Annotated in this window: 26 protein-coding genes; 10 read left to right on the top strand and 16 right to left on the bottom strand. The window is 56.7% G+C overall.

Annotated features, from left to right (window positions below; genetic code table 11):
- Window positions 1-113 precede the first annotated feature (113 nt).
- Window positions 114-1448, top strand: coding sequence for a hypothetical protein (locus J4P41_RS01215; protein WP_426065823.1), 1335 nt, complete (start codon window positions 114-116; stop codon window positions 1446-1448).
- Between the two features lie 84 nt (window positions 1449-1532).
- Window positions 1533-1883, top strand: coding sequence for an STN domain-containing protein (locus J4P41_RS01210; RefSeq protein ID WP_426065822.1), 351 nt, complete (start codon window positions 1533-1535; stop codon window positions 1881-1883).
- 9 nt (window positions 1884-1892) lie between these two features.
- Here J4P41_RS01210 and J4P41_RS01205 read toward each other — a convergent pair whose 3' ends face one another.
- The 11 genes from J4P41_RS01205 to tkt all read right to left on the bottom strand — a co-directional run bounded on the left by J4P41_RS01205 (window position 1893) and on the right by tkt (window position 14346).
- Window positions 1893-2420, bottom strand: a complete 528-nt coding sequence (locus J4P41_RS01205; RefSeq protein ID WP_426065821.1) for a type 1 glutamine amidotransferase domain-containing protein — start codon at window positions 2418-2420, stop codon at window positions 1893-1895.
- Between the two features lie 56 nt (window positions 2421-2476).
- Window positions 2477-3919 carry an aldehyde dehydrogenase gene (gene aldA / locus J4P41_RS01200; protein ID WP_426065820.1) on the bottom strand — a complete coding sequence of 481 codons (1443 nt, stop codon included), beginning with the start codon at window positions 3917-3919 and terminating at the stop codon, window positions 2477-2479.
- 153 nt (window positions 3920-4072) lie between these two features.
- Window positions 4073-4930 (bottom strand): LysR family transcriptional regulator, encoded by an 858-nt coding sequence (locus tag J4P41_RS01195; protein ID WP_426065819.1) that lies wholly within the window; start codon window positions 4928-4930, stop codon window positions 4073-4075.
- A gap of 76 nt (window positions 4931-5006) precedes the next feature.
- Window positions 5007-5486, bottom strand: coding sequence for a YaiI/YqxD family protein (locus J4P41_RS01190; protein ID WP_426065818.1), 480 nt, complete (start codon window positions 5484-5486; stop codon window positions 5007-5009).
- Window positions 5470-6048, bottom strand: coding sequence for a gluconokinase (locus J4P41_RS01185; protein ID WP_034881086.1), 579 nt, complete (start codon window positions 6046-6048; stop codon window positions 5470-5472). Before J4P41_RS01185 ends, J4P41_RS01190 begins: the two co-directional genes overlap by 17 nt.
- The gene (rpiA, locus tag J4P41_RS01180) at window positions 6036-6728 is read right to left on the bottom strand and encodes a ribose-5-phosphate isomerase RpiA (protein ID WP_426065817.1); all 693 of its coding nucleotides are present in this window, start codon (window positions 6726-6728) and stop codon (window positions 6036-6038) included. The genes J4P41_RS01185 and rpiA overlap by 13 nt, the downstream gene beginning before the upstream one ends.
- A complete protein-coding gene (gene pgl, locus J4P41_RS01175; RefSeq protein ID WP_426065816.1) occupies window positions 6725-7465 on the bottom strand; it encodes a 6-phosphogluconolactonase in 741 nt (246 codons plus the stop codon). Before pgl ends, rpiA begins: the two co-directional genes overlap by 4 nt.
- Window positions 7462-8322, bottom strand: coding sequence for a Cof-type HAD-IIB family hydrolase (locus tag J4P41_RS01170; RefSeq protein WP_034881084.1), 861 nt, complete (start codon window positions 8320-8322; stop codon window positions 7462-7464). The genes pgl and J4P41_RS01170 overlap by 4 nt, the downstream gene beginning before the upstream one ends.
- 82 nt (window positions 8323-8404) lie before the next feature.
- A complete protein-coding gene (gene gnd / locus J4P41_RS01165) occupies window positions 8405-9403 on the bottom strand; it encodes a phosphogluconate dehydrogenase (NAD(+)-dependent, decarboxylating) (protein WP_061932568.1) in 999 nt (332 codons plus the stop codon).
- 3 nt (window positions 9404-9406) lie between these two features.
- Complete coding sequence (locus J4P41_RS01160) at window positions 9407-12277, bottom strand: bifunctional transaldolase/phosoglucose isomerase (protein ID WP_426065815.1); 2871 nt, start codon at window positions 12275-12277, stop codon at window positions 9407-9409.
- A gap of 11 nt (window positions 12278-12288) precedes the next feature.
- Window positions 12289-14346 carry a transketolase gene (gene tkt, locus J4P41_RS01155; protein ID WP_010501118.1) on the bottom strand — a complete coding sequence of 686 codons (2058 nt, stop codon included), beginning with the start codon at window positions 14344-14346 and terminating at the stop codon, window positions 12289-12291.
- A gap of 121 nt (window positions 14347-14467) precedes the next feature.
- Here tkt and J4P41_RS01150 point away from each other — a divergent pair, with 121 nt between their 5' ends.
- The 4 genes from J4P41_RS01150 (at window position 14468) to J4P41_RS01135 (ending at window position 17505) form a co-directional block, all read left to right on the top strand.
- Window positions 14468-15481, top strand: a complete 1014-nt coding sequence (locus J4P41_RS01150) for an MBL fold metallo-hydrolase (RefSeq protein ID WP_426065814.1) — start codon at window positions 14468-14470, stop codon at window positions 15479-15481.
- A gap of 36 nt (window positions 15482-15517) precedes the next feature.
- Window positions 15518-16021, top strand: a complete 504-nt coding sequence (locus tag J4P41_RS01145; RefSeq protein WP_010501114.1) for an ankyrin repeat domain-containing protein — start codon at window positions 15518-15520, stop codon at window positions 16019-16021.
- Window positions 16018-17088, top strand: coding sequence for a histidinol-phosphate transaminase (gene hisC / locus J4P41_RS01140; protein ID WP_426065813.1), 1071 nt, complete (start codon window positions 16018-16020; stop codon window positions 17086-17088). The genes J4P41_RS01145 and hisC overlap by 4 nt, the downstream gene beginning before the upstream one ends.
- A gap of 132 nt (window positions 17089-17220) precedes the next feature.
- Window positions 17221-17505, top strand: coding sequence for a hypothetical protein (locus tag J4P41_RS01135; protein WP_026017382.1), 285 nt, complete (start codon window positions 17221-17223; stop codon window positions 17503-17505).
- A gap of 27 nt (window positions 17506-17532) precedes the next feature.
- Here J4P41_RS01135 and J4P41_RS01130 read toward each other — a convergent pair whose 3' ends face one another.
- Both J4P41_RS01130 and J4P41_RS01125 read right to left on the bottom strand, forming a co-directional pair.
- Window positions 17533-18324, bottom strand: coding sequence for a glycosyltransferase (locus tag J4P41_RS01130; protein WP_426065812.1), 792 nt, complete (start codon window positions 18322-18324; stop codon window positions 17533-17535).
- Between the two features lie 19 nt (window positions 18325-18343).
- On the bottom strand, window positions 18344-18790 hold the full coding sequence (locus J4P41_RS01125) for a hypothetical protein (RefSeq protein ID WP_426065811.1): 447 nt from the start codon (window positions 18788-18790) through the stop codon (window positions 18344-18346).
- Between J4P41_RS01125 and J4P41_RS01120 the strand changes: the two genes are divergently transcribed.
- From J4P41_RS01120 to J4P41_RS01110, 3 genes are all read left to right on the top strand, one after another.
- Window positions 18789-20072 (top strand): aminopeptidase, encoded by a 1284-nt coding sequence (locus tag J4P41_RS01120; RefSeq protein WP_426065810.1) that lies wholly within the window; start codon window positions 18789-18791, stop codon window positions 20070-20072. The two genes, J4P41_RS01125 and J4P41_RS01120, sit on opposite strands and share 2 nt — an antisense overlap.
- Window positions 20069-20581: a hypothetical protein gene (locus J4P41_RS01115; RefSeq protein ID WP_426065809.1), complete on the top strand. Its 513-nt coding sequence runs from the start codon at window positions 20069-20071 to the stop codon at window positions 20579-20581. The genes J4P41_RS01120 and J4P41_RS01115 overlap by 4 nt, the downstream gene beginning before the upstream one ends.
- A 68-nt stretch (window positions 20582-20649) precedes the next feature.
- A complete protein-coding gene (locus J4P41_RS01110) occupies window positions 20650-21066 on the top strand; it encodes a hypothetical protein (protein ID WP_426065808.1) in 417 nt (138 codons plus the stop codon).
- On the opposite strand, the gene J4P41_RS01105 is transcribed toward J4P41_RS01110, so the two are convergent.
- Together J4P41_RS01105 and fliI are read right to left on the bottom strand one after the other, a co-directional pair.
- Window positions 21058-21483: a flagellar export protein FliJ gene (locus J4P41_RS01105; protein ID WP_426065807.1), complete on the bottom strand. Its 426-nt coding sequence runs from the start codon at window positions 21481-21483 to the stop codon at window positions 21058-21060. The two genes, J4P41_RS01110 and J4P41_RS01105, sit on opposite strands and share 9 nt — an antisense overlap.
- 20 nt (window positions 21484-21503) lie before the next feature.
- Window positions 21504-22868 carry a flagellar protein export ATPase FliI gene (gene fliI / locus J4P41_RS01100; protein ID WP_426065806.1) on the bottom strand — a complete coding sequence of 455 codons (1365 nt, stop codon included), beginning with the start codon at window positions 22866-22868 and terminating at the stop codon, window positions 21504-21506.
- Between the two features lie 164 nt (window positions 22869-23032).
- Between fliI and J4P41_RS01095 the strand changes: the two genes are divergently transcribed.
- Window positions 23033-23776, top strand: coding sequence for a response regulator transcription factor (locus J4P41_RS01095; protein ID WP_023944908.1), 744 nt, complete (start codon window positions 23033-23035; stop codon window positions 23774-23776).
- A gap of 9 nt (window positions 23777-23785) precedes the next feature.
- On the opposite strand, the gene thiD is transcribed toward J4P41_RS01095, so the two are convergent.
- Complete coding sequence (thiD, locus tag J4P41_RS01090; RefSeq protein WP_426065805.1) at window positions 23786-24595, bottom strand: bifunctional hydroxymethylpyrimidine kinase/phosphomethylpyrimidine kinase; 810 nt, start codon at window positions 24593-24595, stop codon at window positions 23786-23788.
- Window positions 24596-24598: the final 3 nt, after the last annotated feature.

The raw sequence follows: 24598 nt of genomic DNA, 5'->3' as shown, positions 1-24598 counted from the left end.
TTTGTATGAAATTATTTCATTTTAAGCCTTTGAATGGTGCAATCCTTTCCAGCCGTACAGCCATAAGGCTGGCAGGAAGAGTTTCCGCAATATCGGCCCTTATCACTGCGATAATGCTTGGAATAACGCCCGCCCGTGCCGCGTCTATAGATGCCTTTACACCAGATATGGTTGAACAGGTGCCAGGTGCACCCCCGACTCTTCACGTCGAAGACAATTACGGAATTTTCGAAGCACTGGCCCACGGGGATGAAACCCGCCTCCAGTTTATCCAGACGGAACTGGCACATCTGATCCAGAGAGAGCCAACATTCTCCCATAAGACTATGCTGGGCTTCTGCCTGAGTGCCATTGCCCGCCTGCACGGAGACTATGACACCAGCAATCTGCTTCTGAAGACCATGGCCAGCAAACTGGGACCGATTGGCGACCCGGAGAAAACCGTTAATCCGCTCGATTTCATGATTGAGCAGACTCTGAGCGGAAACCTGCTTTTGCAGGGCCACATCCGCGCATGGGCACTTTCACAGGAACAGATCGAACGTCAGTATTTCAAGCCTCTCCGTGCATATTACCATATGCCCAGCCTTGAGTTCAGCAATGCACAACCCATGACACTCAGCGTCTCTGCTGAGAGCATTCCAAACCAGGGTGTACGATTGCCATTTCTGGATACGGTCAATTTCAATACAGCCCGTTCCAGTTTCACTCAGCAGGGTGTCAAAGCAGCGTCTACAAATGTCATCCTGGATGGAGAGACTGTTCCGGCGCTGATTGGCACCGGTACGCTGACAGGTCTTCTCCCGGAAAAATTTGCTCGTACACATAAGCTACGGATCATCGGTCACTCCGATGCCATATCGGACGGGTCAGGCCCCCGATACTCCGGAAACTTCGTTGTTGTGCCTTCACTTGTCATTGGCAAAACCGTTTTCCTGAATCAGCTTTTCGCTATCTCCCGAAACAACGAAACCGTTATCGGCCTGCAACAGCTAAGCCAGCTTCGGCACGTCACCATAACGCGCGACACCATGACCTATGGCCTGCATGCGCCATTCCAGTGCACGGCCGATCTTGTGACGGCCTCCATAAGAGCAGGATATGCAAGCCAGTGGCTTCTCCCTCTTCAGCGGGGAACACTGTCTGAATGGGCCATGGTCGATACTGGGGATAACAACGAAACGGTTCTGCATATCCGGACATCACATTTGCCCACTGACGCGTCCAATGCAGTCAGCCATGAGTTTTACGATAGCGCTGCCGGGCGTCAGTCCAGCCAGATGGTGACAGTTCCGACGACATTTTCGATAGGTTCTGTCTCCATTGTCGATCAGGCCCGATACACTCTTGGCTCCACAGGTAGCATTCCTCCTGCCCTCACTTACGGCCTGCTCAAATACGGATCGCTTCAGTTCGATTGGCCAGGACACAAGGCCTGTTTCAATTAAAACATGTCTGGAATGATGAAAGCCGCCCATGATCGGCTTTCTTTCCGCTACTTCTCCAGAAATAGTTTATCTGAAGGAAGCAGCATGGCTTATCGAATTCTTGCTTTTTTCGTCCTGATCCTTGCCTGTCCAACCGTTGCATCAGCAGCCTGCACGAGAGATGCCCTTCCCATGTCGCTCCCCGTTCAGCGCATGGACGAGCGCCTGCAGGATCTGGCTCACAAAACGGGATGTTTTATTCAGGTAGATCTCGCCTCTCTTGAGAAGCTGAAGGCGCCAGCTCTATCAGGCACACTGACAGCCAGACAGGCGTTACGGCAGTCGCTCAAAGGAAGTCGCTTGAAGTCTCGGTTTGTGAAGGATCATTGGCAAATTACATCAACACGCAGGGTGGACGATCACCCCATTCATGATTCCTTCGTCCAACCTTGGTAGCTTCAGTCTCTAGCTGAGTTTGAAATGCCTGATGATTGCCTTGTTGAAAGCAGGGAGATCATCCGGGCAACGGGAAAATACATAGGGGCCGTCTGTTACGACTTCGGTATCCACCCAGTCCGCGCCCGCATTCTGAAAATCGGTTTTGATAGCCGGCCAGGACGTTACAGTTCGACCGCGCAGTTCATTCACTTCAATCAGCGTCTGCGCACCATGGCAGATCGCGGCGATCGGCTTGTTGGCTTTTACGAACTCCTTCACAAACGCCACAACGTCTTTGTTCATGCGCAGGGCATCCGGAGACGCCAAGCCCCCCGGAAGCAGAAGGGCATCAAAATCCGAAGCCTTGGCATCAGCGATGGCCAGATCTGCATGGATTTTGTTCGACGGATAAATATCCTTATTCACGGCCTGAAATTCACCCGCTTTCAAGGAAATGACCGTGACGGTCGCACCTGCTTTTCCCAAAGCTTCCTTCGGGGATGTCAGTTCGATTTCTTCCAGGCCATCCGTGGCCAGCGCAGCAACTTTAACCATGTTTCCGGTCCTTTCATGAAGAAAGGCAGCCCCATCCGGGACTGCCTCCAGAGAAATCAGGCGTTGAGATAAACTGTCTTGGTCTGCACATAGGCTTCCAGACCGTGCTGTCCGTCTTCACCGCCGAGGCCGCTTTCCTTGTAGCCATGGTGGAAGCCCTGCGGGGCTTCACCGCCTGGACGGTTCACATAGACCTCACCGAATTCCAGTTCGCGGGTCATACGGAGAATACGGCCCAGATCTTTCGTGAAAAGATAAGCCGACAGCCCGTAACGGCAATCATTGGCCCAGGCTAGCGCCTGATCGAAATCCTTCACCTTGATAAGAGACATGACCGGGCCAAAGACCTCGTTGTGGACGATATCCATATCCTGCGAGACATCCGTCAGCAGTGTTGGGGCATAGAAATGGCCCTTGTCGTACACCCCGCCCGTCAGGCGCTTGCCACCGGTTTCCAGCTTCGCACCCTGCCTGACGGCCTTTTCCACCATTTCATGAACTTTCTTCAGTTCATCTTCGCTGACCTTTGGCCCCATATCCGTTTCCGGATCTGTCGGTAGCCCGACCTTCAGATCAGCGATTTTCTGGCGAACCTTCTGAACAAACTCGTCATAGACCGCTTCATGAATGTAAGTCCGCTCATTGCAGGTGCAAACCTGCCCCGTGTTCATGAAACGGGACTGCACGGCGGCCTCGGCCGCTTTTTCCAGATCAGCATCTTCCATGACGAGGAAAGGCGCCTTACCGCCCAGTTCCAGTCGGACTTCCTTCAGCGTTTCCGCCGCCGCCGCCATGATCTTCTTACCCGCTGGGGTCGAACCCGTCATGGTGATGAGCTTGACGTCTGGATGGGCCACCAGCGGGACGCCGACTTCCGGTCCGTCACCCGTGACAATATTCACGACACCCTTGGGAATTTTCGCTTCCTCAACCAGCTTCGCCAGATGAAGGGATGCGAGAGGCGTCAACTCGTGAGGCTTCACGACGATCGTGTTGCCAGCGGCGATGGCAGGAGCAATCTTGCGGGCACAGAGCGCCAACGGAAAATTCCACGCCGTGATGGCTCCAATAACGCCCAAGGGAACACGGTCGATCAGGATTTTCTCATCCGGCGTGCTGCCTGGAATGATTTCGCCCTGAAGCCGCAACGTATTTTCGGCGGCAAACCTTAAAAGCCCGATCGCAAAATCAACTTCAACACGAGCCTCCTTGAGCGGCTTGCCCATTTCAGACGTGATGATTTCAGCCAGCTTCTCTTTGTCCCGCTTCACGAGATCCTTGAGAACATGGACGTAGTCCGCACGCTCGGTCGCGGTTTTACGGCTCCATGCAGGGAATGCGGCCTTGGCTGCCGCTACCGCCCGGTCGAGGTCTGCTTCTCCACCCCGGGCAGCCTGCCCTACCGTTTCTTTGGTTGCAGGGTTCTCGACGGAAATCCATTCACCGGTTTCCGGAGCGACCCATTCATTATTGATAAAAAGATCGTATTTCGGTGCCATTGACTGCTCCTGTATTCAGGGCGACGCGTCTTGCGCTGTATTGTGTCAGACGCATGAGACCGCCACCGGTTCAGTCGATGATCAAAGACTGATAAAGAGCAGTGATTATTAAAAGTGATGATAAATTAGCTTATCATTCACTTTATGTGAACATCATATCAAAGCTTGCAGACTATTCACAAACATCTGACCAAGCGGTCCCAGACCAGGCTCCCGCCAGACGGCATAAATATCGCTGCCTTGCAGATCCTCTGGATACAGCACGTTGACTTGCTCACACCGCTTTGCCTGCAACGTTGAAAGGACACTTTGAGGAATGCAGGAAATCCCTAATCCAGCTTCCACACAGGCCAGAATGACATCATAGGATTCGATGGTATGAATAAGCCCTCCACCAACGCCCCCCTGCTCCAGCCATGCCTCGAAATACCGCCGGTACAGACAGTCCGTGTTGAACAGGAAAACCGCCTGACCAGAGCGTAAAATGTCCTGATTTTTTGGCAAAACAATCGCCAGATGCTCGCGAAAAGCAAAAGCACTGCTCATCATCGGATGTTCGATCGGCCCGTCTGTCAAAGCCAGATCGATTTCCCCATCCATCAGCATCCGCTCAAGCGTATCTGTTGGACGGATCAGGATCCTGATTTCCACACCCGGTGCTGACGCCAGAAACCTAGGAACGCGGTCCGGCAGATAGGTCTTCAGCGCCACATCCAGTGCCCCGACGGTCAAAACACCCTTGGGCGATCCCTCGGAAAACAGATCCGTCAAGCCTCGAGCCTGATCCACAACCGCCTTCGCTCGCTGATGAAACAATCGTCCTTCCGGCGTCAGAAACAATCGGTTCTTTTCGCGGGTAAACAGGTCCTGCCCCAGCAGCTGTTCCAGTTCCCGCAGCCGCGCTGTTACGTTGGACGCCACACAGTTCAGCATGCGTGAGGCTGCCACCACCGTCCCCGTTTCAACGACCGCGCAGAACATTTCAAGCTGGGCAAGACGCAACGGATTCATGGGGGGATTTTTCCTCAGCGTCGGACTCTTATCCCCAGATTCATGGAACATCTCCGGGGACGTCCCTGTGGATCATTTATGAGGGACTGGGGATCACTTTGGAAAGGACAGCTTTCCTGCGGAGTCGCACGATGAGCGTATCGAGAGCGGAAAGAAACCGGCTTCGATCCGCTTTCCCGAAAGAGGGATTGTAGGTGTTCACGGTGCCGGTTTCGCGCAGATCATGCATCAGATCCCGCATGGCCGAGACCATTCCAACCGAGCGTTCATCAATCTCTTCGCCATTCGGTCGAAGAACTGCCGCGCTCTTATCCAGACACCGGACGGCAAGCGGCACGTCATTGGTCACGACGATATCGAACGCGATCGCCTGTTCCGCAATCCAGTCATCCGCAACGTCGGGACCTTCCGGCACCACAACGCGCTCGATCAGAGGCGACTGGGGAATATTGATCCAGCGATTGGCAACAACAAGCGTCTGGAGGCCATAACGGCCTGCCACACGGTAGATTTCATCTTTTACAGGGCAGGCATCTGCGTCAACCAGTAGCCGCATGAACTTCCTTCTGGTTTTCTTCGTCCCGAAACTGGCGGATTAACCGTTCAAGAATAACATCCGGATGGTCTTCACCGCAAACATGAATGACCGGTTCATCATCTCCCGGCTCTTCCAGCGTCGCCAGTTGGCTTGGCAGGAGGCTGGGCGGCATGAAATGCCCGGTTCGATGCGCCATACGATCTTCAAGCGTGTCCGGCTTAACGCGAACATGCACGAACTCGACCGGCAAGCCACGACGCAACTGTTCCCGATACACGCGCTTCAGTGCAGAACAAGTCAGCACGGCACCATGCCCCAGTGCAACTTCGTGCTTTAGCCATTCATGACAGACTTCAAGCCACGGCTTGCGATCTTCGTCCGTCAGCGGCTGCCCGGCACTCATCTTGTCGACATTGCTCTGGGGATGAAGGGAATCCCCTTCTTGAAAATGCCAGCCGAGACGGGTGGCAAGGCCGGTGGCAATTGTTGTCTTGCCCGTCCCGGAAACCCCCATAACAACCAGAAACCGCGGCCTGACTCCCATGGCTCCAACAGACTGAACAGTCCCTATGGTTCCCATCGCTCCACTCCCTGTTCTGTCGCAACCAGAACTTCAGACGTCATGTTCAGGAACATGCCATGTTCCACTACACCCACGATCGCGTCTATCTGGCGCGCCAGTTCTTCCGGGTCCTCAATCGGGCCGAACGTACAATCCAGAATCATGTTGCCGTTGTCACTGACAAACAGGTTTCCGTCACGGTCGGTCCGCGGCTTAACGCCCTTGGCACCGCAGGCTGACAACCGTTCTGCCGTGCATTCCCAACCGAAAGAAATCACTTCCACGGGAACCGGAGCACGCTCGCCAAGGTGATCGACCGGCTTGCTGCCATCCACGATGACGACGAATTTCTTCGCGGCCTGTGCAACAATCTTTTCCCGCAGAAGTGCTCCGCCAAGGCCTTTGATCAGGTGCAACGGCCCACGCTGGACTTCATCCGCCCCATCAATGGCAATATCGAGCCGACGATGAGCCGCAAAATCCGTCAGTGGAATACCGGCTTTCTTCGCCTTGCGGGCACTGTCTTCGGACGTTGGAATCCCCACAATGTGAAGACCTTCCGTGATCCGCTCACCCAGTCGCTCGATCATGTAAGTCGCGGTGCTGCCCGTTCCGAGGCCGACAACCATCCCGCTTTTGACCATATCTGCTGCTTGCCGGGCTGCGGTACGCTTGTGGGTTTCCATATCCGAACTCATGCCGCGTCTCCCGTTGCGGCACGGTCCGCCAGAATGACAATACGACCTTCACTGGTCACATTCGCGGATGGCAGACTCTTATCCCCGTCCCGCAGACGCTTGAGCATCTCAACCTTGGAGGCCCCGGTCACAAGGAAAACCACCAGAGCGCTGGAAGCGATCGCCGGATATGTCAGTGTAATGCGTTCATGCGGTGCAGTCTTTGGAGCCGCCGTTCCCACCCATGCCGTCTTTTCCTGCAGCACAGGCTCACCTGGAAACAGCGAGGCAGTATGACCATCTGTTCCCAGACCCAGCATCACGAGATCAAACAGCGGACGAGCCGGATCAAGTCTGGTCGCGCCATAGGCCGTCTCAAGCGTCTTCTGGTAGGTCTTTGCATCGGCTTCGACAGTTGAACCTGTCGGCATTGGATGGACATTGCCTGCGGGAACCGGCACGCGGCTGATCAGCACAGACTGCCCAACTGCATGATTGCTGTCCGGGTGTCCCTCGGGAACATGCCGCTCATCTCCGTAGAAGATCTCGACGCGCTCCCAGGGAATACGCTTTGCAAGTTCCGGTTCGGCCAGGAGTTCAAACAGGCGCTTGGGCGTTGATCCACCAGATAAGGCAACACGGAATTTTCCGTCCGTCTTGGCGAGAACACCTTCTACCAGAAGATCCGCCATCCGAAGGGCGACTGCTTCTGAATCAGGCAGTGTTTCCAGCGTTGCTGTACGGATATCGCTCGTCATGTGTTGCGGACCCTTGGCAGAATGTAACGCTCGACAGCTTTGGCCCAGCCATCGCGTTCATTGGTGTCTGTAAAAACCTGGGCAGCGGCTCTTACGTCTTCTTCAGCCTGCCCCATCGCAATACCCAACCCTGCGACGGCAAACATCGGCAGGTCGTTATGGGCATCACCCAGGCAGGCCACTTCATGGGGCTCCACGCCATGGGCGCGGGCCAGTTCACGCACGGCTTCGCCCTTGTTGGCAAGCGCAGGCGTAATGTCGAGCAGCATTTCTGAAGAACGCCGCACACTTGCCTCCCCCCGGAGCATGGCCGCAAGTTCCGTTTCGACACGCTGAAGCAGATCGTAGTCGTTGCTAACGCCCATGACTTTGCCGATCCCGTCGAATTCATGACGAAGATCCGGCACCTGATGTGGCGTCAAACCGGTAATGCGGCGTTCATGCTCCACAAACGGTGTCGCGACATCACTGACCATCCAGTAAGACTGACGCAGCAGCCAGGTCTCGATCCCGTGAACATGCAGCATGTCATGCACCACGGAGAGAACATCCCGGGAAAGGACACGGCTGACCGTTGGTGTTCCATCCGGCGCAAAAATAATGCCACCGTTGAAACCAGCGTTTTGACCGCTCAAGCCGAGTTGTGAAATGTATTTTGTCATCGCAGCCGGTGGCCGCGCACTTGCCAGACAGAGCGGAATACCGCGCTTCTGAAGCTCCTTTGCCATCGCCATCGTAGACGGAGCGATTGTCTTTTCCGGTGTCAGGAGCGTTCCATCCATATCGGAAACAACCATCCGGATCGTATCCGGCATTGGGGGAAGTTCCGCGTGAATGGTATCGAGATCAATGGACATGCAAGCCCCTGTCGGTCGGCCATATTGAATGGGGGAATGAGCATACTGCGCTCACTCCCCCTTGCCCATCCGTCAGAAGGGCTTATTTCGGCTCGACGTGACCGCCAAAACCGAAACGCTGCGCCGAGAGGATCTTCTCAGCGAAGTTGTTGCCCGACCGCGAACGGAAACGGGTGAAGAGAGCCGCCGTCATGACAGGCGCCGGCACGTCTTCCTCAATGGCGGCTTCGATCGTCCAGCGACCTTCACCAGAGTCAGCCACTTCACCGGAGAACTCGGAAAGTTCACCCGACTTAGCGAGGGCTTCTGCCGTCAGATCCAGCAGCCAGGACGACACGACACTGCCGCGACGCCAGACTTCGGCAATATCCGCCATGTTCAGATCGAAGCGATCGCCTTCGGCCAGAACAGGAGAGTTTTTGCTCTTCATGATATCAAAGCCTTCCGCGAAGGCCTGCATCATACCGTATTCGATGCCGTTGTGAATCATCTTCACAAAGTGACCTGAACCGGACGGACCACAGTGCAGATAGCCCTGCTCAGCCCGCGGATCGAGACCCGGAGCATCACGGTTCGGCGTAACGGGAACATCGCCCTTGCCTGGAGCCAGAGCAGCCAGAATTGGATCGATATAATCCGCAGCCTCCTTAGGCCCGCCATACATCATGCAGTACCCGCGTTCGAGGCCCCACACGCCGCCGGACGTCCCGACATCAACGTAGGAAATACCCTTTGCAGACAGTTCTTCTGCACGTCGGACGTCATCCTTGTAGTAGCTGTTGCCACCGTCGATGATGACGTCACCCTTGCCCAGTAGCGTGCCAAGCTGTTGCACGCAGGCTTCGGTAATCTTGCCAGCAGGCAGCATGACCCAGACGACACGATGCGTGTCCCCTTCGAGGCCCTTCACAAGGGCCTCGACACTGTCCACACCCGTAGCGCGTCCACCTTCGGCACGCTGCACGATGGAGTCCGTAACGGACGCCGTGCGGTCATGCACAACAACATCATGTCCATGACGGGTCAGGCGGACGGCAATATTGCCGCCCATACGACCCAGACCAATGATACCGATACGCATGCCTTATGCTCCTGCAATCGCTTTATGAATGGCCGCAGCAAGGGTCTTCAGGCCCTCTTCCAGCGATCCATCGATATGCACCCGCAGGGCACGACGCCCACGGGCTGAAAGAACCTCAAAATCACCGCGAGCCTGTGCCGCCTTGACGACACCAAAGCTGAAGCCATGTCCCGGAACCGGAACATCAGCCGCGTCCTTCGCAGTCACCTGAAGGAAAACACCACTGTCCGGTCCACCCTTGTAGGCCTGCCCCGTCGAGTGAAGGAACCGGGGACCAAACTCGGCTGCCGTAGCAACCTTGAGTGCGTTCCGCAGATCCATACGGACGTCCTGCGCCCAATCACGTGTCTCCCGGTTACGCTCGATGTAAGCCAGAAGGCCCACATAGTCGCCCGGTCCAACACGCTCAAAGTGCTTCTTCAGAATGGAGACCGTATCGCCTGCCCCAAGAGCCGCAGCATTCTTCTCATCCGCGTAGAAGGAGAAGTTTCCATCAACGGCAAACGGTGCCTCAGCCGGGAGAGAGCCGGTTTCAGCATAGGCTGTGGTCAGCTTGCGCGTTTCCACCTTGCTGAACTCGACATCTGGCTGATCGAACGGATCAATGCCCAGAACCGCACCGGCAACAGCCGTGGCGAATTCAAAGACAAAGAAAGCCTGACCAATCTCATTCTTGTCCGACAGACGGACCGTCACGACCGGAGCTCCCGCTTCGCGCAGTGCACCCAGACGACTGTCAGGCGTGTCACCTTCAAGCAGCAGGTCCACGAAAACACGGTCCTTGCCGTAGACGTCAGGCGTACCGAGTTCTTCCTCGTCGATCGGAACGAGACCCGTGCCCTTCTTGCCGGTACTTTCGGCAATGAGCTGCTCGAGCCATGCCCCGAAGGACGCGATGCCCTTGGAGGCCAGGATCGTCACCTTGTCACGGCCAAAGCACTTGGCCGAATGACCAAGGATCAGACCCAGCGTCACACCCGGATTGACGTGTGCCGGCGCACTTGGACCACAGCTCTCGACCATCAGGTTCGTGATCGTCAGGAACTTACGAACGTCCAGACCGCTGACAGCGGCAGGCACCAGACCGAAGTTGGACAGCACGGAGAACCGGCCACCAATCTTCGGATCACCGTAGAAAATCCGCCAGAAGCCGTTTTCTTCGGCGACTTTCTGCATGTGGGAGTCAGGGTCCGTAATGGCGATGAAGTTATCGCCCGGAGCCTTGCCCAGAGCCTGACCGGCAACCGTCCAGAAATGCGCGAACAGAATGTTCGGCTCCAACGTGCCGCCAGACTTGCTAGCCACGATGAACAGGGTCTTCTTGAGATCGACTGCCTTCTCGTATGTCCGGACCTGCTGAGGGTCCGTGCTGTCGAGAACATGCAGCTTCGGCCATCCTTCCTGCTGCCCGAACGTCTCGGCCAGCACTTCCGGGCCAAGACTCGAACCACCCATACCCAAAAGAAGAATGTCAGTGAACCCACGGCTGCGGACATCACGAGCCAGAAGTTCCAGCTCTTCGATGTGCCACAGACGGTCCTGAACGATGGTCAGCCAGTTCAGCCAACCGGCTTCCGGGCCATTCGTCCAGACAGAGGCGTCCTTCGCCCAAATGCGACGGACCAGACCTTCCTTGCTCCACGCCTTCTCGGATTCCGCAACATCGTCGCGGATATCAGAGGGAAGGTCAGCTGTGACGTGGAGCAACCGTTTTCCCAGCACGGACTCCCGCTTTTCAGCGACCGCACCAAGAAGGGTATCGAAGGATTCAGAGAAGGACGCACAGCCATCCTTCACCAGCTTTGCCGTCACACCGGCCAGATCCAGACCAAGGCGCTCGGCCTCAGCAAGAACGTGACGGGCTTCTTCAACGTTTTCCGTCAGGCTCTCACGAAGCTTGCCGTGATCGCGGAACGCATCGAACGTTGCGGGCGGAATGGTGTTGACCGTCTCCGGACCAATCAGCTCTTCGACGTACAGGACGTCAGAGTAAGCCTTGTCCTTCGTGCCGGTGCTGGCCCAGAGCAGACGCTGCGGGTTGGCACCCTTGGCAGCGAGTGCCTGCCAGCGTGCGCTCTTCTTGACGTCCAGATAATACTGGTAAGCGATCTTGGCGTTCGCAATGGCAACCTTGCCACGCAGAGCCTTGAGCGCTTCCGCATCCTTGTCGCCAGCGGCAACACGGCGGTCGATCTCGCCATCAATCTTCGCGTCGATACGGCTGACGAAGAAGGAGGCCACGCTGGAGATGTGGGAAATGTCTTCCCCACGGGCTGCGCGGGCTTCAAGACCGGAAATATACGCTTCCAGAACGGCCTTGTAGGCTTCCAGAGAGAACAGCAGCGTCACGTTGATGTTGATGCCGTCCGCAATCGCTTCGCGGATCGCACCCGTGCCTTCTGCCGTGCCCGGAATCTTGACCATCAGGTTCTTGCGACCGACAGCCTTCCACAGGCGACGGGCCTCCGTGATGGTACCCGCAGCATCAAATGCGAGATACGGAGAGACTTCGAGGCTGACGTACCCGTCCAGGCCCTTGGTCTTTTCGAACACCGGATAGAGAACACCGCAGGCAGCGCGGATGTCATCAATCGCGAGGTGTTCGTAAAGATCTCCAGCAGAGAGACCTTCCCCTTCGAGAAGCTTGCGGATCTGGGGATCGTATTCCGTCCCCTTACCGATGGCTTTCTCGAAAATGGCTGGGTTGGAGGTCACCCCGCGAAGCCCGTCTTCCTCGACGAGCTTCTTGAGGCTGCCATCTTCCGTAAAGCTGCGCTGGATAAAGTCCAGCCAAGGGGACTGGCCATGCTTTTCCAGATCCCGCAGGACACTGCCCACTTTATCTAGGCCGGTATTAGAGATTGTGTCTGCCACAGGCTCTCTCCTTACTTGCTACGGGCAGCCTGACGCTTTGCGGCGTCAAAGACTGCTTCCGGCGTAAACCCGAACTTGGTCAGAAGTGCAGAGGCCGGAGCCGATGCACCAAACGTATTCATGGCGATGATCGCGCCGCCGAGACCGACGTAACGGTCCCAGCCAAAGGCTGCTGCCTGCTCAACGGCCACACGGCCAATCACGTCAGGCGGCAGGACAGAGTCGCGGTATTCCTGAGGCTGCTCTTCGAAAAGATCGAAACTTGGGAACGATACCACGCGAGCCTTCACACCTTCTGCCGTAAGCTTCTCATAAGCTTCGACAACCAGCGATACTTCAGAACCCGACGCCATCAGAATCACATCCGGCTTACCGTCACAGGAGGCCAGAACGTATGCACCCTTGGCCAGACCGGAAGCCGCTGCGTACTTGCTGCGGTCAATTGTTGGCAGATTCTGGCGGCTCAGAGCCAGAACAGCAGGCTTGTGCGTCAGCGGGATCAGCGTGCGCCAGGCTTCTGCAACCTCGTTGGCGTCGGACGGACGGATCGTCATGATGCCTGGGGTCGCGCGAAGTTGAGCAAGCTGCTCGATCGGCTGATGGGTCGGACCATCTTCACCGACGCCGATGGAGTCATGCGTGAAGATGTACGTCACCGGCAGTTCCATAATGGCCGACAGACGGATCGGAGCCTTCATGTAATCAGAGAAGATCAGGAAGCCGGAGCCATAAGCCCGAATACCGGACAGAGCGATACCGTTGCAGATGGAACCCATCGCATGCTCACGCACACCGAAATGCAGGTTGCGACCACCATAGGTACCACCCCACTGCGGCGGCTGGAACGATCCACCACCCTTGATGTCCGTCTTCGTAGATGGCGTCAGGTCAGCGGAGCCACCAATCATCCAGGGGAGGTTCTTGGCAACGGCATTCAGCACCTGGCCAGAACTTGCACGCGAAGCAACGCCCTTTGCATCAGCTTCGAAAACCGGGATGTCCTTGTCCCAGCCTTCTGGCAGACGGTGCTCGAAGATCGCTTCAAGCTCGGCAGCTTCCTTGGGATGCGCTTCCTTGTAAGCCGAGAACAGTTCACGCCACTGGGCATTGGCAGCCGCACCGCGCTTGCCAAGACCTTCTGCGAAGTGCTCCTTCACACCGTCCGGCACATAGAAGTCACCAGCCCCTTCCGGCCAACCATAAGCGGCCTTCGCGCCCTTGATCTCGTCCGCACCCAGCGGTTCACCATGAGCCGAAGCCGTACCGGCCTTCTTGGGAGCACCATAACCGATGACCGTTTTCAGAACGATCAGGCTTGGACGGTCCGTTACCTTCTTGGCTTCCTGAAGCGCCTTCAGGATCGCATCGACGTCGTTGCCGTCCGTCAGCGTCTGAACGTGCCACTTGTAGGCCTCGAAGCGCTTGCCAACGTCTTCCGTCAGAGCAAGGTCCGTCGAACCTTCAATGGAAATCTGATTGGAATCGTAAACCCAGGTCAGGTTACCAAGACCAAGATGTCCAGCCGTGGAAGCCGCTTCCGAAGCCACGCCTTCCATCATGTCGCCATCGCCACAGAACACCGTGACGTGATAGTCGAACAGCTTGAAACCGGGACGGTTATACGTCTCAGCCAGCCACTTCTCGGCAATCGCCATACCGACTGAGTTGCCACAGCCCTGGCCCAGAGGGCCGGTTGTGGTTTCAACACCGGACGTGAAACGGTATTCTGGATGGCCCGGCGTGCGGGAGTTCAGCTGACGGAACTGCTTCAGATCCTCGATCGTCAGAGCCGGGCTCTCGACAACCTTGCCGTCCTGAATGTCACGAACGCCTGTCAGGAACAGCGTCGAGTACAGCAGCATGGACGCATGCCCGACGGACAGGACGAAACGGTCACGGGCTGGCCATAGCGGATCAGCCGGATCGTAGTTCAGATCATGCTGCCACAGCGCATACATTGCAGGAGCGAGAGCCATTGCCGTTCCGGGATGACCGGAATTCGCGCGCTCGACGCCGTCCATGGAAAGTGTGCGGATGGTATTGATACCGAGTTCAGGAAGGGTACTCATCGGTATAGGGTCTCCGGCTTGTGACGAGCGGGGGAAAGATCAATGATGCCCCCGCACCTTCTGCAGCCACGGCATGACGCGATATCACGTCTGACGCAATGCTTGATGGGTAAACCATATTGTGAAACACGCTCTTGTGCTCGACGACAACCCGCTACACTTCGACGGAACACGCTATTTCAACCCACCTTCATGGCGTCCAGACACCGCTGGCCCCGTGCGAACACCGGGTCAGCGCTTCCGAAATATCCTGAAATGGCAGCTCAGCCTGCGTCCCCGCTGGCCCGATGCCCTGCCCCCTCAGACACCCCACACCCTGACTGCTCCCGCGCCCGGTGAATGCCTCGCAACCTTCATCGGCCATGCCACCGTTCTGCTTCAGTTCGGGCGGCAGGGGCGTGAACCATTACGCATCATCACGGACCCGGTGTTTTCAGAACGCTGTTCCCCCTTCCGCAGTTTCGGCCCCAAACGCGTTCGTCCTCCCGGTATTCCTCTGGAGGCCCTTCCACCCATCGACATGATCCTGGTGTCGCACTGCCACTACGATCATATGGATCTGCCAACCCTGCGGGTTCTGGCCGCAAAGAACGACCCAGTGTGCATTTCCCTGTCAGGCAATCGTAGACATCTGGAAAAGGTCGGACTTCCCCGCATCGTCGAACTCGACTGGTGGGAAGGCACACAGGCTGAAGGTGCGCGAATCACGGCAACCCCAGCCCTGCATGGGAGCGCCCGCACACCGTTCGACCAGAACATGGCGCTTTGGGGCGGCTTTATGATCGAAGCCGAAGGTAAAAAAGCCTTCTTCGCTGGCGATACTGCCTGGGGCAGACATTTCGACGCCATCCATCGGCGCTGGAACACCATCGACCTCGCCATCCTCCCCATTGGCGCCTACGAACCGCGCAATTTCATGCGCCGTGTTCATATGAACCCGGAAGAAGCCGTGATGGCATTCGACACCCTCACGCCGGATCAGGCCATCGCTATCCATTTCGGAACCTTTCAGCTCACGGATGAGGCCATTCTGGAACCTGCTGCCCGGCTGGAAATCGCTTCCCAAGATCATCCAAGACGCTTCAAAGCGCTGGAAAATGGCGAGACCCTTACCCTTCCGTCATCAAGCCGCTAACCTAGGGCCACATTGTCCCCTCTGGTGGAAACCGTCATGAACGCACAGACCGTCAACTTCACCCCCGAACAGATTACCGCCCTGTTCATTGACGCCGCCCGTGAGGGTGACACAGATCTGCTGACCCAGTTCCTTGATGCGGGAATGGCCATCGACACGCCTGACAGCCGCGGTTACACGGCCCTGATCGTGTCCACCTATAACGGACATATGGAAGCGGCCCGACTGCTGCTTCAGCGAAATGCCAATACGGAAGCCACCGATCTCAAAGGCGCGACGGCCCTTTCAGGCGTTGCATTCAAGGGGCTGACGGACATCGCCAAAATCCTGATCGATCACGGAGCGCAGGTCGATCATGCCAATTTCTCAGGCCGTACCCCGCTCATGTTTGCCATCATGTTCGGCCGGGAAGATATGGCGCGCCTTCTTCTCAACGCGGGCGCCAACCCCGACCATCGGGATGTGGACGGCGTCTCTGCGCGTGATCTGGCCGAACGCCAAAACCTGACAGGTCTTTTCACTGAAAGAACAGGCGCATGAGCCGTTTCTGGAACCGTCGCATCCACGATCTCGATCCCTACGTTCCCGGCGAACAGCCGAAGCTTACGAATCTGCTTAAACTCAACACCAACGAGTCCCCCTATGGACCCAGCCCGAAAGTGCTGGAGGCGATCCGCGCCTCAGCGACAGACACGCTGCGCCTGTATCCGGACCCGACAGCAACGGCTCTGCGGGAAAGTATTGCCGAACGTTTTGACGTGTCGGCAGAGTGCGTTTTCGTCGGCAACGGCTCAGACGAAGTTCTGGCTCACGCCTTCCGTGCCCTGTTCCACGACGACGCGCCTCTCTATTTCTCAGACGTCACATACGGCTTTTACCCCGTCTATTGCGGCCTGTTCGAACAACCTTTCAAACAGTTTCCGCTGAATGACGACTATGAGATCAACATTGACGCCTATGACGGTCCATGTGGCGGCGTGGTTGTTGCGAACCCCAATGCCAATACGGGTCTGGTCCTCACGCTCGAACAGATCGAAACACTGGCTCTTCGCCATCCGGACCGAACCGTCATCATCGACGAGGCCTATGTGGATTTCGGCGCCGAGTCGGCCATCCCCCTCACAAAGCGCCATGACAACCTTCTGGTGGTGCAAACGCTGTCCAAATCCTATGCCTTGGCAGGGCTGCGGGTTGGCTTTGCCATCGGTTCTCCAGAACTGATCGAAGGACTGATCCGGGTTAAGGACAGCTTTAACTCATACCCCCTGTCCCGTCCGGCGCAGGAAGGTGCAATCGCTGCCATCAGGGATACGGACTGGCTGGCGGACATTACACGCAGGGTCATGGCCAGCCGCGCAACCCTTGTGCCAGAACTCGAAAATCTCGGCTTCCAAGTCCTGCCATCCTGTGCCAACTTCGTTCTCATGCGTCATCCGGCGCATCCGGCCGGATCGGTCGCCGCCGCCCTGCGTGAGCGCTCGATCCTGGTGCGGCATCTTTCAACCCCGCGTATCCAGAACTGGCTACGCGTCACGATCGGAACTGACGAGGCCTGCACACGCCTGATTGACGCCCTTCGGGCCATCATTCTGAGCAACCGATCCTGAACCAAGCCTGGGCGGACTGATCCGCCCTCACGATCATGACCTCCCAGAGGCCAACCGGTGCATCTTCGTGCACCGTTCTGCATTTCTGACAAATGCGGAGGCTTCTGGCATTTCGTGCTGAAAGACCAAGACATGCGCGCATTCCACGGACAAATGTCCGACAACCAGCCTATCCGCCGCAATCAGGCCGAAAAGGAAAAGCAGCTTCGGGACCTCAAGGAGACGCTTGCGTCCATGAAATCCCATACTTCCCCGGCGCTCAAGGAGAGCGTCCAGCGCCGCATCAAGGAGCTGGAAACGGAACTCCGTGCCGCTGCCCGCGAAAAAGCTACCCGTGACGCCAATCGGAGCGAGCAGCCGCAGGATCAGCAGCGCCAGCGCCGTGCGCCACGCCGCAACACCATTCGCTCCATGTAATTGCGATCGGAGCCGGGCTCGTGTCGATTACTGACCGGCCCGGTTCCAGGCATCCCCCATGCAGCGCAGCCGTATCGGGTGCATTCCGTCCGTTTCCGTCAGAACATAAAACGCCGAATAGTTTCCACTGGGACGTCCCGGACGGGACTTGAGAAAATTGAAAACACTTCGATCAGCCGTCATCCGTGTCTGATCTCCAGCCAAAGGCTGATTCCAGAGGTCGAGAACCTCCGGCACCCGGGTTCGATCAATCATCAGACAGTTCGGATCAACAAAACCCCCATACGCCTCACGAAACAGACCGCCACCCAACCCAATGGATTCCCATTGGTCTTCACAGACGGCTTTCAGCGTTCGGGGGTGAACGAACCATCTCCCGGACCATGCCCAGTCCTGCCCTTCAATCGCATCAAGCAGTGAGTGAAGATGGTCAGGAGCCCACCAGTTATCATCGTCCAGATAGGCAATACGGGGTGCATTGGAGAGTTGGCTCAGCACACTGCGCAAGACGCCGCCGTCCCACGCCTTCCCGAAACCACCATGCCGTTCGGATGTAGAATACCCCGGCCATAAAACCTGCACGGACCACCCGTCCGGCCTACCCTGACAGACCTGCTCCAGCATGTCCTGCGCCCCGCCTGGAGGAGCAACATCCACCCCAATCAGGATCTGAACACGCAGATGCCCCATCTGGGCAAATACTGAGTCCAACGCATGTTTCAAGGTGGGTCTCAGCAAACTGGGAATGACCACCGCGACATCAAAAGGACGCTGATCGGGCTGACCATCGTCAGCAAAAATGTGAAGTCCAGGACGCATGCCTCAAGATTACGAGACGTCAGGCCATCCGTCCACGGCGCGGCCCTCGCTTGGAAGCGGCTCGTCGTGTGGAAGCATGAAAATCAGCCGGTTTCCGACGTATCCATGACAGAAATGGTGCAAGCACCGCCTCCTGACGCAGGGCTTCAGGTTCATTCAGACGAACGGCCAGTTCCACTTCGCTAAAATGCGCGTGAATAGCATTGTGACAGACCTGATGCAGTCGAACTGTTTCCGCCTGAGCGCCGTCCTTCAGCTTTGGTATGAGATGATGACGTGAAGACCGCGCCGTCGACGGAATGGGTCTCCCACATAGCCCACAGCAGACGCCATCATACGCGCCCGGCGGCTCCAACCGTTTTTCAAATGCTCGGTTTCGTCCCATGAGCTGTGAGAGTGGGTCCATAGAGAGCGAAGCGCAAGTCTTGGCACCACTCTTGCACTTCCCTTCTCCAACCCCCACCATGACAAACAGATTTTCCATTGCGAAAGAGCAAGACGTGCCCGTTCCTTCCCCCTTTTCGCACGAACAGCTTCTGGACCGGCTTGGTGAAGTTGCCGTCCGCGTTGGCCTGAATATCAAGGCCGGGCAGCAGCTTCTCATCACGGCTCCGCTCGACGCCGTGCCACTGGTCCGCCGCGTCACGGAACACGCCTACAAGGCTGGCGCTTCCCTCGTCACCACACTGTACGCTGACGATGAAGCTACTCTGGCCCGTTACATCCACGCTTCCGACGATGCTTTCGACACGGCTCCCACCTGGCTCGCCAACGGGATCGCCCAGGCATTCCGGGACGGCGCGGCCCGCATGGCCATCACCGGCGCCAACCCGACCCTTCTCGCCGGACAGGACCCGGAGCGCATTTCCCGGGCCAATCGCGCCAACTCAGCCGCCAATCGTCCGGCCATGGAAATCATCACCCAGTTTGCTGTAAACTGGAACATCATTGCCTGCGCCACCCCCGCCTGGGCTGCTCAGGTATTCCCCGACCTGCCCGCAGATGAGGCGCTGACCGCCCTATGGAACGGCATCTTCAAATCATCCCGCGTTGATGTTGCGGACCCGGTTGCAGACTGGAAGGCCCATAATTCGCGCCTCCATGCCCGCGCCAAATACATGAATGACACGCGGTTTGACGCGCTGCACTTCTCCGGCCCCGGCACGGACCTGACGGTGGGTCTGGCAGACGGCCACGCATGGGCTGGCGGCTCCGAGGAAGCGCTGAATGGTGTCGTGTGCAACCCGAACATCCCCACAGAAGAGATTTTCACGACGCCACATCGCTCCCGCGTCAATGGAACGGTGTGCAGCACCAAGCCTCTTTTCCATCAGGGCACCCTGATTGACGATATTTCCGTCCGCTTCGAAGACGGCCGCATTGTCGAGGCTCACGCCAGCAAAGGCGAGAACGTTCTGCATCGTATTCTGGACACGGATGAAGGTGCCCGTCGCATTGGAGAAGTGGCCCTCGTGCCGCATTCCTCCCCAATTTCCGCCAGCGGTATTCTCTACAAGAACACCCTGTTTGACGAAAATGCGTCCAGCCATATCGCGCTTGGGCAGGCTTATACCAAGTGCATGGTCGACATTGAGGGCCTGACGCCGGAACAGCTTCTGGAACGCGGCGTTAATGATTCCCTGATCCATATCGACTGGATGATCGGGTCGGACAAGATTGATCTTGATGGTCTCAAGGACGGAACACGCACGCCTCTCATGCGTGCTGGTGAATGGGTGATTTCATGATTTTTCGACGCAGCTTTCTTGCTGTCTTCGTCTTGGCAACGGGGGCTATCACGCCCCTGACCGCCTTGGCTCAGGGCGCTCCAAGCCAGACACAGATCGACGGTCAATCAGATCAGCAGTCCGCACAGATCCCACCGCAGTTCCGTGCGGACGCGGAACGCGCCATGCGTTATGTATTGCCGGCAGACTTTATGCCCCGCGCGGTTTCTGCAATCAGCGAGCTTCAGGGACGCAACATTCAACCCCCGAATTCGCAGGGTCTTGGACTTCAGGACATGATCGCCCGCGCAAGCCAGGTGCCCGGTTTCCCGGATGTCTTACGGTCACACGGCTTCACGCCTGAAACATTCATTATTGGCATGACAACCTTCGGTATGACGCTGGCCGCCAGCAACGGTCAGGTTCCCGCCGGAATGCCGTCTCCCAACCCGTCCAATGTTGCGTTGTTCAAAGCTCATCCAGATCAGGTCAATGCTCTGATGCAGGCTATGGGAAACCCACCGCACTGATATTTACGGGCATATCCTTTGCAAAGGTATGCCTTCTTTTCCAGACATAGCCCTGATAAAACAGCGCCATGTCCGTGATGCTCGATCCCTCTACACTTCCATCTGTCAATATTCTTGGTCTGGCCCAGTCTGGAGCCATTCTACGCGCCGAACGCGAAACCGCGCCCGACGGAATACCAGCGTTCATCACGAAAGAAGGCTGGAACGAACTGGTTGCAGCCCATGCTGACGATCATACGGCGCCTCATACAGTCGTGCTTCCTGCGCTTGAAAAAGCCGTTGCCCGTATTCTGTCCCACGCCGCCGAATCAGCTCAGAGTGAGGGGAAGACTGCTCCTGTCATCAGCCTGGAAAGCGACCTTTTCCAAAGCAATTCCACCCTTATTCTGGCTTTTGTCCGGGATGAAACCCACCCTGTTGCCTGCGCTTTGATAGGCACTGCAGGCCATCTGGTCGATATGCTTCGGGGCGACGGATCAATTTAAAGTTCTCTGCCGTAGCGCCAACTCATCCAGAACGGCCTGTTCTTTACGAAGATGCTGCTGCTGAATTTCGACCCGCTGCTTCTCTTCCAGCTTTTCCACGGCCTTCAGGGCTGCCTGTGCCATCAGAAGAGCTGACCGGATACAGTCCCTGTCCATGGCAGCCTGCCGACATTTTTCCTGCGCATCAGAAATGGCCTGCTGCCCGACAGGGAGCCAACGACTGAATGCTTCCACTGCTCCATCGTCAGCCGCTGGATCAGAAGCCAGCTTTTGCTCCGTCAGAAGGTGCTGGTGCCTCTGTCCCAGAAGCGTTTCTGCGGCTGCCTCGCGGGCAACAGCCTCTCCAAAAGCCTTCTCCACATCTGCCAGTTCATGGCATCTCAGGCGACGAAGAGCCTCAAGCGGCATCTGCCTCATTATCTTTTCTCCGATAGCGGTCAGGCTGCGGAAGCCATGATGGTTCCAAGCTGCTCAAAGGCCTCCAGGCACTTTGAGCGTTCATTTTTTCCCTGAGACAGAAACGCATCCAGTTGAGGCATCAGGCGAATAGCCTCATCCACGTCTTTCTCTGTCCCGGATTTGTAAGCACCCAGCCGGATCATATCGGCCATGCGTTCATAGGTTGCCATGATCGCCCGCGCTTGGCGGGTTAATCGGTTTTCTTCCGCCGAATTACATCCGGGAACAGCTCGGGACAGGGAGCGAAGAACGTCGATTGCCGGATACCGCCCCTGCTCTCCGATCTTCCGATCAAGAATGATATGACCATCGAGAATGCCGCGCACAGCATCAGCAACTGGCTCGTTATGGTCATCCCCCTCCACCAGGACCGTGAACAGAGCCGTAATCATGCCCTGTCCGGGATAGCCGGGGCCCGCCCTCTCCAGCAATTTCGGTAATTCGGCAAAAACAGAAGGTGGGTAACCCCGTGTCGCGGGGGGTTCTCCGGCTGACAAACCGATTTCTCGCAAAGCCATGCAATAGCGGGTTACGCTGTCCATCAGAAGCAGAACCGATTTGCTCTGATCACGAAAATACTCGGCGATGGCCATGGCAGAAACAGCTGCATCCCGGCGCATCAAGGGAGGCGTGTCCGATGTCGCAATGACAACGACGCTCCGTGCAAGCCCTTCCGGACCAAGGTCGTCTTCGATGAATTCCCGGACTTCCCGGCCTCGCTCTCCCACGAGTGCAATGACCGCGACATCAAAGTCCGCGCCTCGGGCCAGCATAGACAGCAGCGTTGATTTACCAACACCAGATCCTGCAAACAGGCCTAACCTTTGCCCGCGCCGACATGTTGTAAATGCATCAAGCGCCCTGACTCCCAGATCAATTCTGTCTCCAAGTCTGGCGCGTGTCGCAGCATTTGGAGGCGAACTGAGGACAGGCTGGCGAGTCAGAGCAGGAGTCAGGGGCCCCTTGCCGTCCATCGGTACACCAAGCGGATCAATAACACGCCCCAACCAGCTCTCATTCACGCCAAGAGAGGCACAGGACTGTCGACTTAGAGGAATTCGTGCCTGACAACCGGGGCCAATACCTTCAAGGCTTCCAAACGCCATCACTCTGGCTTGCGCATCATGAAACCCTACAACCTCTGACTGTATGGTGTTTCCAGAACGTGCATGAATTGCGATTCGATCCCCGATTGAAACGAGTCCTTCCAGACCACGGATTGTCACACACAGCCCTGTCACGTCCTGAACGGTTCCCACTGCACCGTCAGGTTGCAAATTAGCCACCTTCTCCAGAAGCTTCTCAAGGAAGCTTGGAGACGAGTGTTTCTGCTGCTTTTCCATGACTTCTAGCATCTTTAGAACGCTAAGCTGAAAGGGTTAACAAAAGCTGAAGCCCCATCGCCACATGACGGAATAATGAAAAATTTACGATTTTCCGTTTCTATCTATCGACATTTACAACCTTGGGTAGTAACCATTGCTTTACCAATCCTGGAGTTGAAAACATGCGTATCCTTCTTGTTGAGAGCGATCTTCAAGCCGCAGCGACCCTGTCCCAGATTCTGCGAACCGCGGCTTTCACCGTAGATCACACAGCCTCCGGCGAAGAAGCCATCGAGATGCTTCGTCATTACGATTACGATGTGATGGTTCTCGAACTTCTGCTGAACGACATCGAAGGATATGACGTCATTCGCCGGATACGCTCCTCCCGGATCACGACCCCCATTCTCGTTCTTTCTGCCCTGCTGCGCCCTCAGGCCAAGATCCGTGCATTTTCGATGGGTGCAGATGATTATATGGCCAAGCCCTACGACCCCGGTGAACTCATCGCTCGCCTTCAGGCTGTCATGCGTCGGTCCCGCGGGTTTGCTGAACCCTGTCTGCGAGTTGGAAATCTGGAACTCGATCTGAATGGCAAGAACGTCACCGTCGACGGAACGGCCCTGCATCTTACAGGCAAGGAATATGCCATTCTGGAACTTCTGATCATCCGTAAGGGGTCAGTACTGACGAAAGATGCCTTCCTGAACCACCTCTATGGCGGCATCGACGAGCCGGAAATGAAGATCATTGACGTCTTCATCTGCAAACTTCGCCGCAAACTGCAGAAAGCCGGAGCAGAAAACCTGATCGCAACAGTATGGGGGCGCGGCTACATTCTGCGCGACGAACCAGCGACCGAAACCGGCTCTGTTGTACCGGATCATCAGATACGTACGCCTCAGCCCGTCACAACATTCGCCTGAAAACAGCTTTCAGGATTGGTGCCATTCAGGCCGGATCGTTACCCCATGATCGACCGGCCCGTGCCCCTGCCCCAATCGGGGAGCATGTGACAGCGCCAGTCTGAGATATTGGCTTCCCCGCCGAACGGCAGAGTCCAAATCCATACCTTGTGCAATCCCAGTCGCAATTGCACTGGCCAGAGTGCATCCCGTTCCATGCGTATGGAGGGTTTTTAGTCTCTCGCCACGAAGAACAACTTCGTCTCCATCAGGAAACACTAGCAAATCCTCTAAGTCATCGCTCCGCAGATGCCCTCCTTTCAGGAGAACGGCCTGCGCACCCTGCTTCTGCAACTGATGCGCTGCAACACGCATTTCCTCCAGATCCGTAATGACCAGTCCGGTCATGACTTCAGCTTCAGGAATATTGGGTGTCACAACCAGAGCGCGAGGAAGTAGGCGGTTCATCACGGCATCCACTGCTTCCGCGTCCAGCAGAACCGAGCCGCTCGTAGACACCATGACAGGATCCAGAACCAGCGGCAGTTCTGAGCGAAGCGACAGTTCGTCTGCTACCGCATGAACGATTGCAGCATTGGCCAACATTCCTGTTTTGCAGCAATCCGCTCCCAGATCATCCAGAACAACCTGCATCTGCTGACGAACAAAGGCAGGCGAGACACCCTCGACCCCGAACACACCTAACGTGTTCTGAGCCGTCAAAGCTGTAATGGCACTCATGCCAAACCCACCCAGCGCCATGATGGTTTTGAGATCGGCCTGAATTCCGGCTCCCCCGCCCGAATCACTCCCAGCAACGGTCAGAACCCGACCGATCATCGT

The organism is Gluconobacter sp. NFX36, from assembly GCF_049887835.1.
Taxonomy (GTDB): domain Bacteria; phylum Pseudomonadota; class Alphaproteobacteria; order Acetobacterales; family Acetobacteraceae; genus Gluconobacter; species Gluconobacter japonicus_A.
This window is presented reverse-complemented; position numbering and strand designations above follow the sequence as displayed.

Coding starts and splice junctions, on each gene's coding strand:
- J4P41_RS01215 (WP_426065823.1), top strand. CDS start 114: ATGCTTGGAATAACGCCCGCCCGTGCCGCGTCTATAGATGCCTTTACA.
- J4P41_RS01210 (WP_426065822.1), top strand. CDS start 1,533: ATGGCTTATCGAATTCTTGCTTTTTTCGTCCTGATCCTTGCCTGTCCA.
- J4P41_RS01205 (WP_426065821.1), bottom strand. CDS start 2,420: ATGGTTAAAGTTGCTGCGCTGGCCACGGATGGCCTGGAAGAAATCGAA.
- aldA (WP_426065820.1), bottom strand. CDS start 3,919: ATGGCACCGAAATACGATCTTTTTATCAATAATGAATGGGTCGCTCCG.
- J4P41_RS01195 (WP_426065819.1), bottom strand. CDS start 4,930: ATGAATCCGTTGCGTCTTGCCCAGCTTGAAATGTTCTGCGCGGTCGTT.
- J4P41_RS01190 (WP_426065818.1), bottom strand. CDS start 5,486: ATGCGGCTACTGGTTGACGCAGATGCCTGCCCTGTAAAAGATGAAATC.
- J4P41_RS01185 (WP_034881086.1), bottom strand. CDS start 6,048: ATGGGAACCATAGGGACTGTTCAGTCTGTTGGAGCCATGGGAGTCAGG.
- rpiA (WP_426065817.1), bottom strand. CDS start 6,728: ATGAGTTCGGATATGGAAACCCACAAGCGTACCGCAGCCCGGCAAGCA.
- pgl (WP_426065816.1), bottom strand. CDS start 7,465: ATGACGAGCGATATCCGTACAGCAACGCTGGAAACACTGCCTGATTCA.
- J4P41_RS01170 (WP_034881084.1), bottom strand. CDS start 8,322: ATGTCCATTGATCTCGATACCATTCACGCGGAACTTCCCCCAATGCCG.
- gnd (WP_061932568.1), bottom strand. CDS start 9,403: ATGCGTATCGGTATCATTGGTCTGGGTCGTATGGGCGGCAATATTGCC.
- tkt (WP_010501118.1), bottom strand. CDS start 14,346: ATGAGTACCCTTCCTGAACTCGGTATCAATACCATCCGCACACTTTCC.
- J4P41_RS01145 (WP_010501114.1), top strand. CDS start 15,518: ATGAACGCACAGACCGTCAACTTCACCCCCGAACAGATTACCGCCCTG.
- hisC (WP_426065813.1), top strand. CDS start 16,018: ATGAGCCGTTTCTGGAACCGTCGCATCCACGATCTCGATCCCTACGTT.
- J4P41_RS01135 (WP_026017382.1), top strand. CDS start 17,221: ATGCGCGCATTCCACGGACAAATGTCCGACAACCAGCCTATCCGCCGC.
- J4P41_RS01130 (WP_426065812.1), bottom strand. CDS start 18,324: ATGCGTCCTGGACTTCACATTTTTGCTGACGATGGTCAGCCCGATCAG.
- J4P41_RS01120 (WP_426065810.1), top strand. CDS start 18,789: ATGACAAACAGATTTTCCATTGCGAAAGAGCAAGACGTGCCCGTTCCT.
- J4P41_RS01125 (WP_426065811.1), bottom strand. CDS start 18,790: ATGGTGGGGGTTGGAGAAGGGAAGTGCAAGAGTGGTGCCAAGACTTGC.
- J4P41_RS01115 (WP_426065809.1), top strand. CDS start 20,069: ATGATTTTTCGACGCAGCTTTCTTGCTGTCTTCGTCTTGGCAACGGGG.
- J4P41_RS01110 (WP_426065808.1), top strand. CDS start 20,650: ATGTCCGTGATGCTCGATCCCTCTACACTTCCATCTGTCAATATTCTT.
- J4P41_RS01105 (WP_426065807.1), bottom strand. CDS start 21,483: ATGAGGCAGATGCCGCTTGAGGCTCTTCGTCGCCTGAGATGCCATGAA.
- fliI (WP_426065806.1), bottom strand. CDS start 22,868: ATGGAAAAGCAGCAGAAACACTCGTCTCCAAGCTTCCTTGAGAAGCTT.
- J4P41_RS01095 (WP_023944908.1), top strand. CDS start 23,033: ATGCGTATCCTTCTTGTTGAGAGCGATCTTCAAGCCGCAGCGACCCTG.
- thiD (WP_426065805.1), bottom strand. CDS start 24,595: ATGATCGGTCGGGTTCTGACCGTTGCTGGGAGTGATTCGGGCGGGGGA.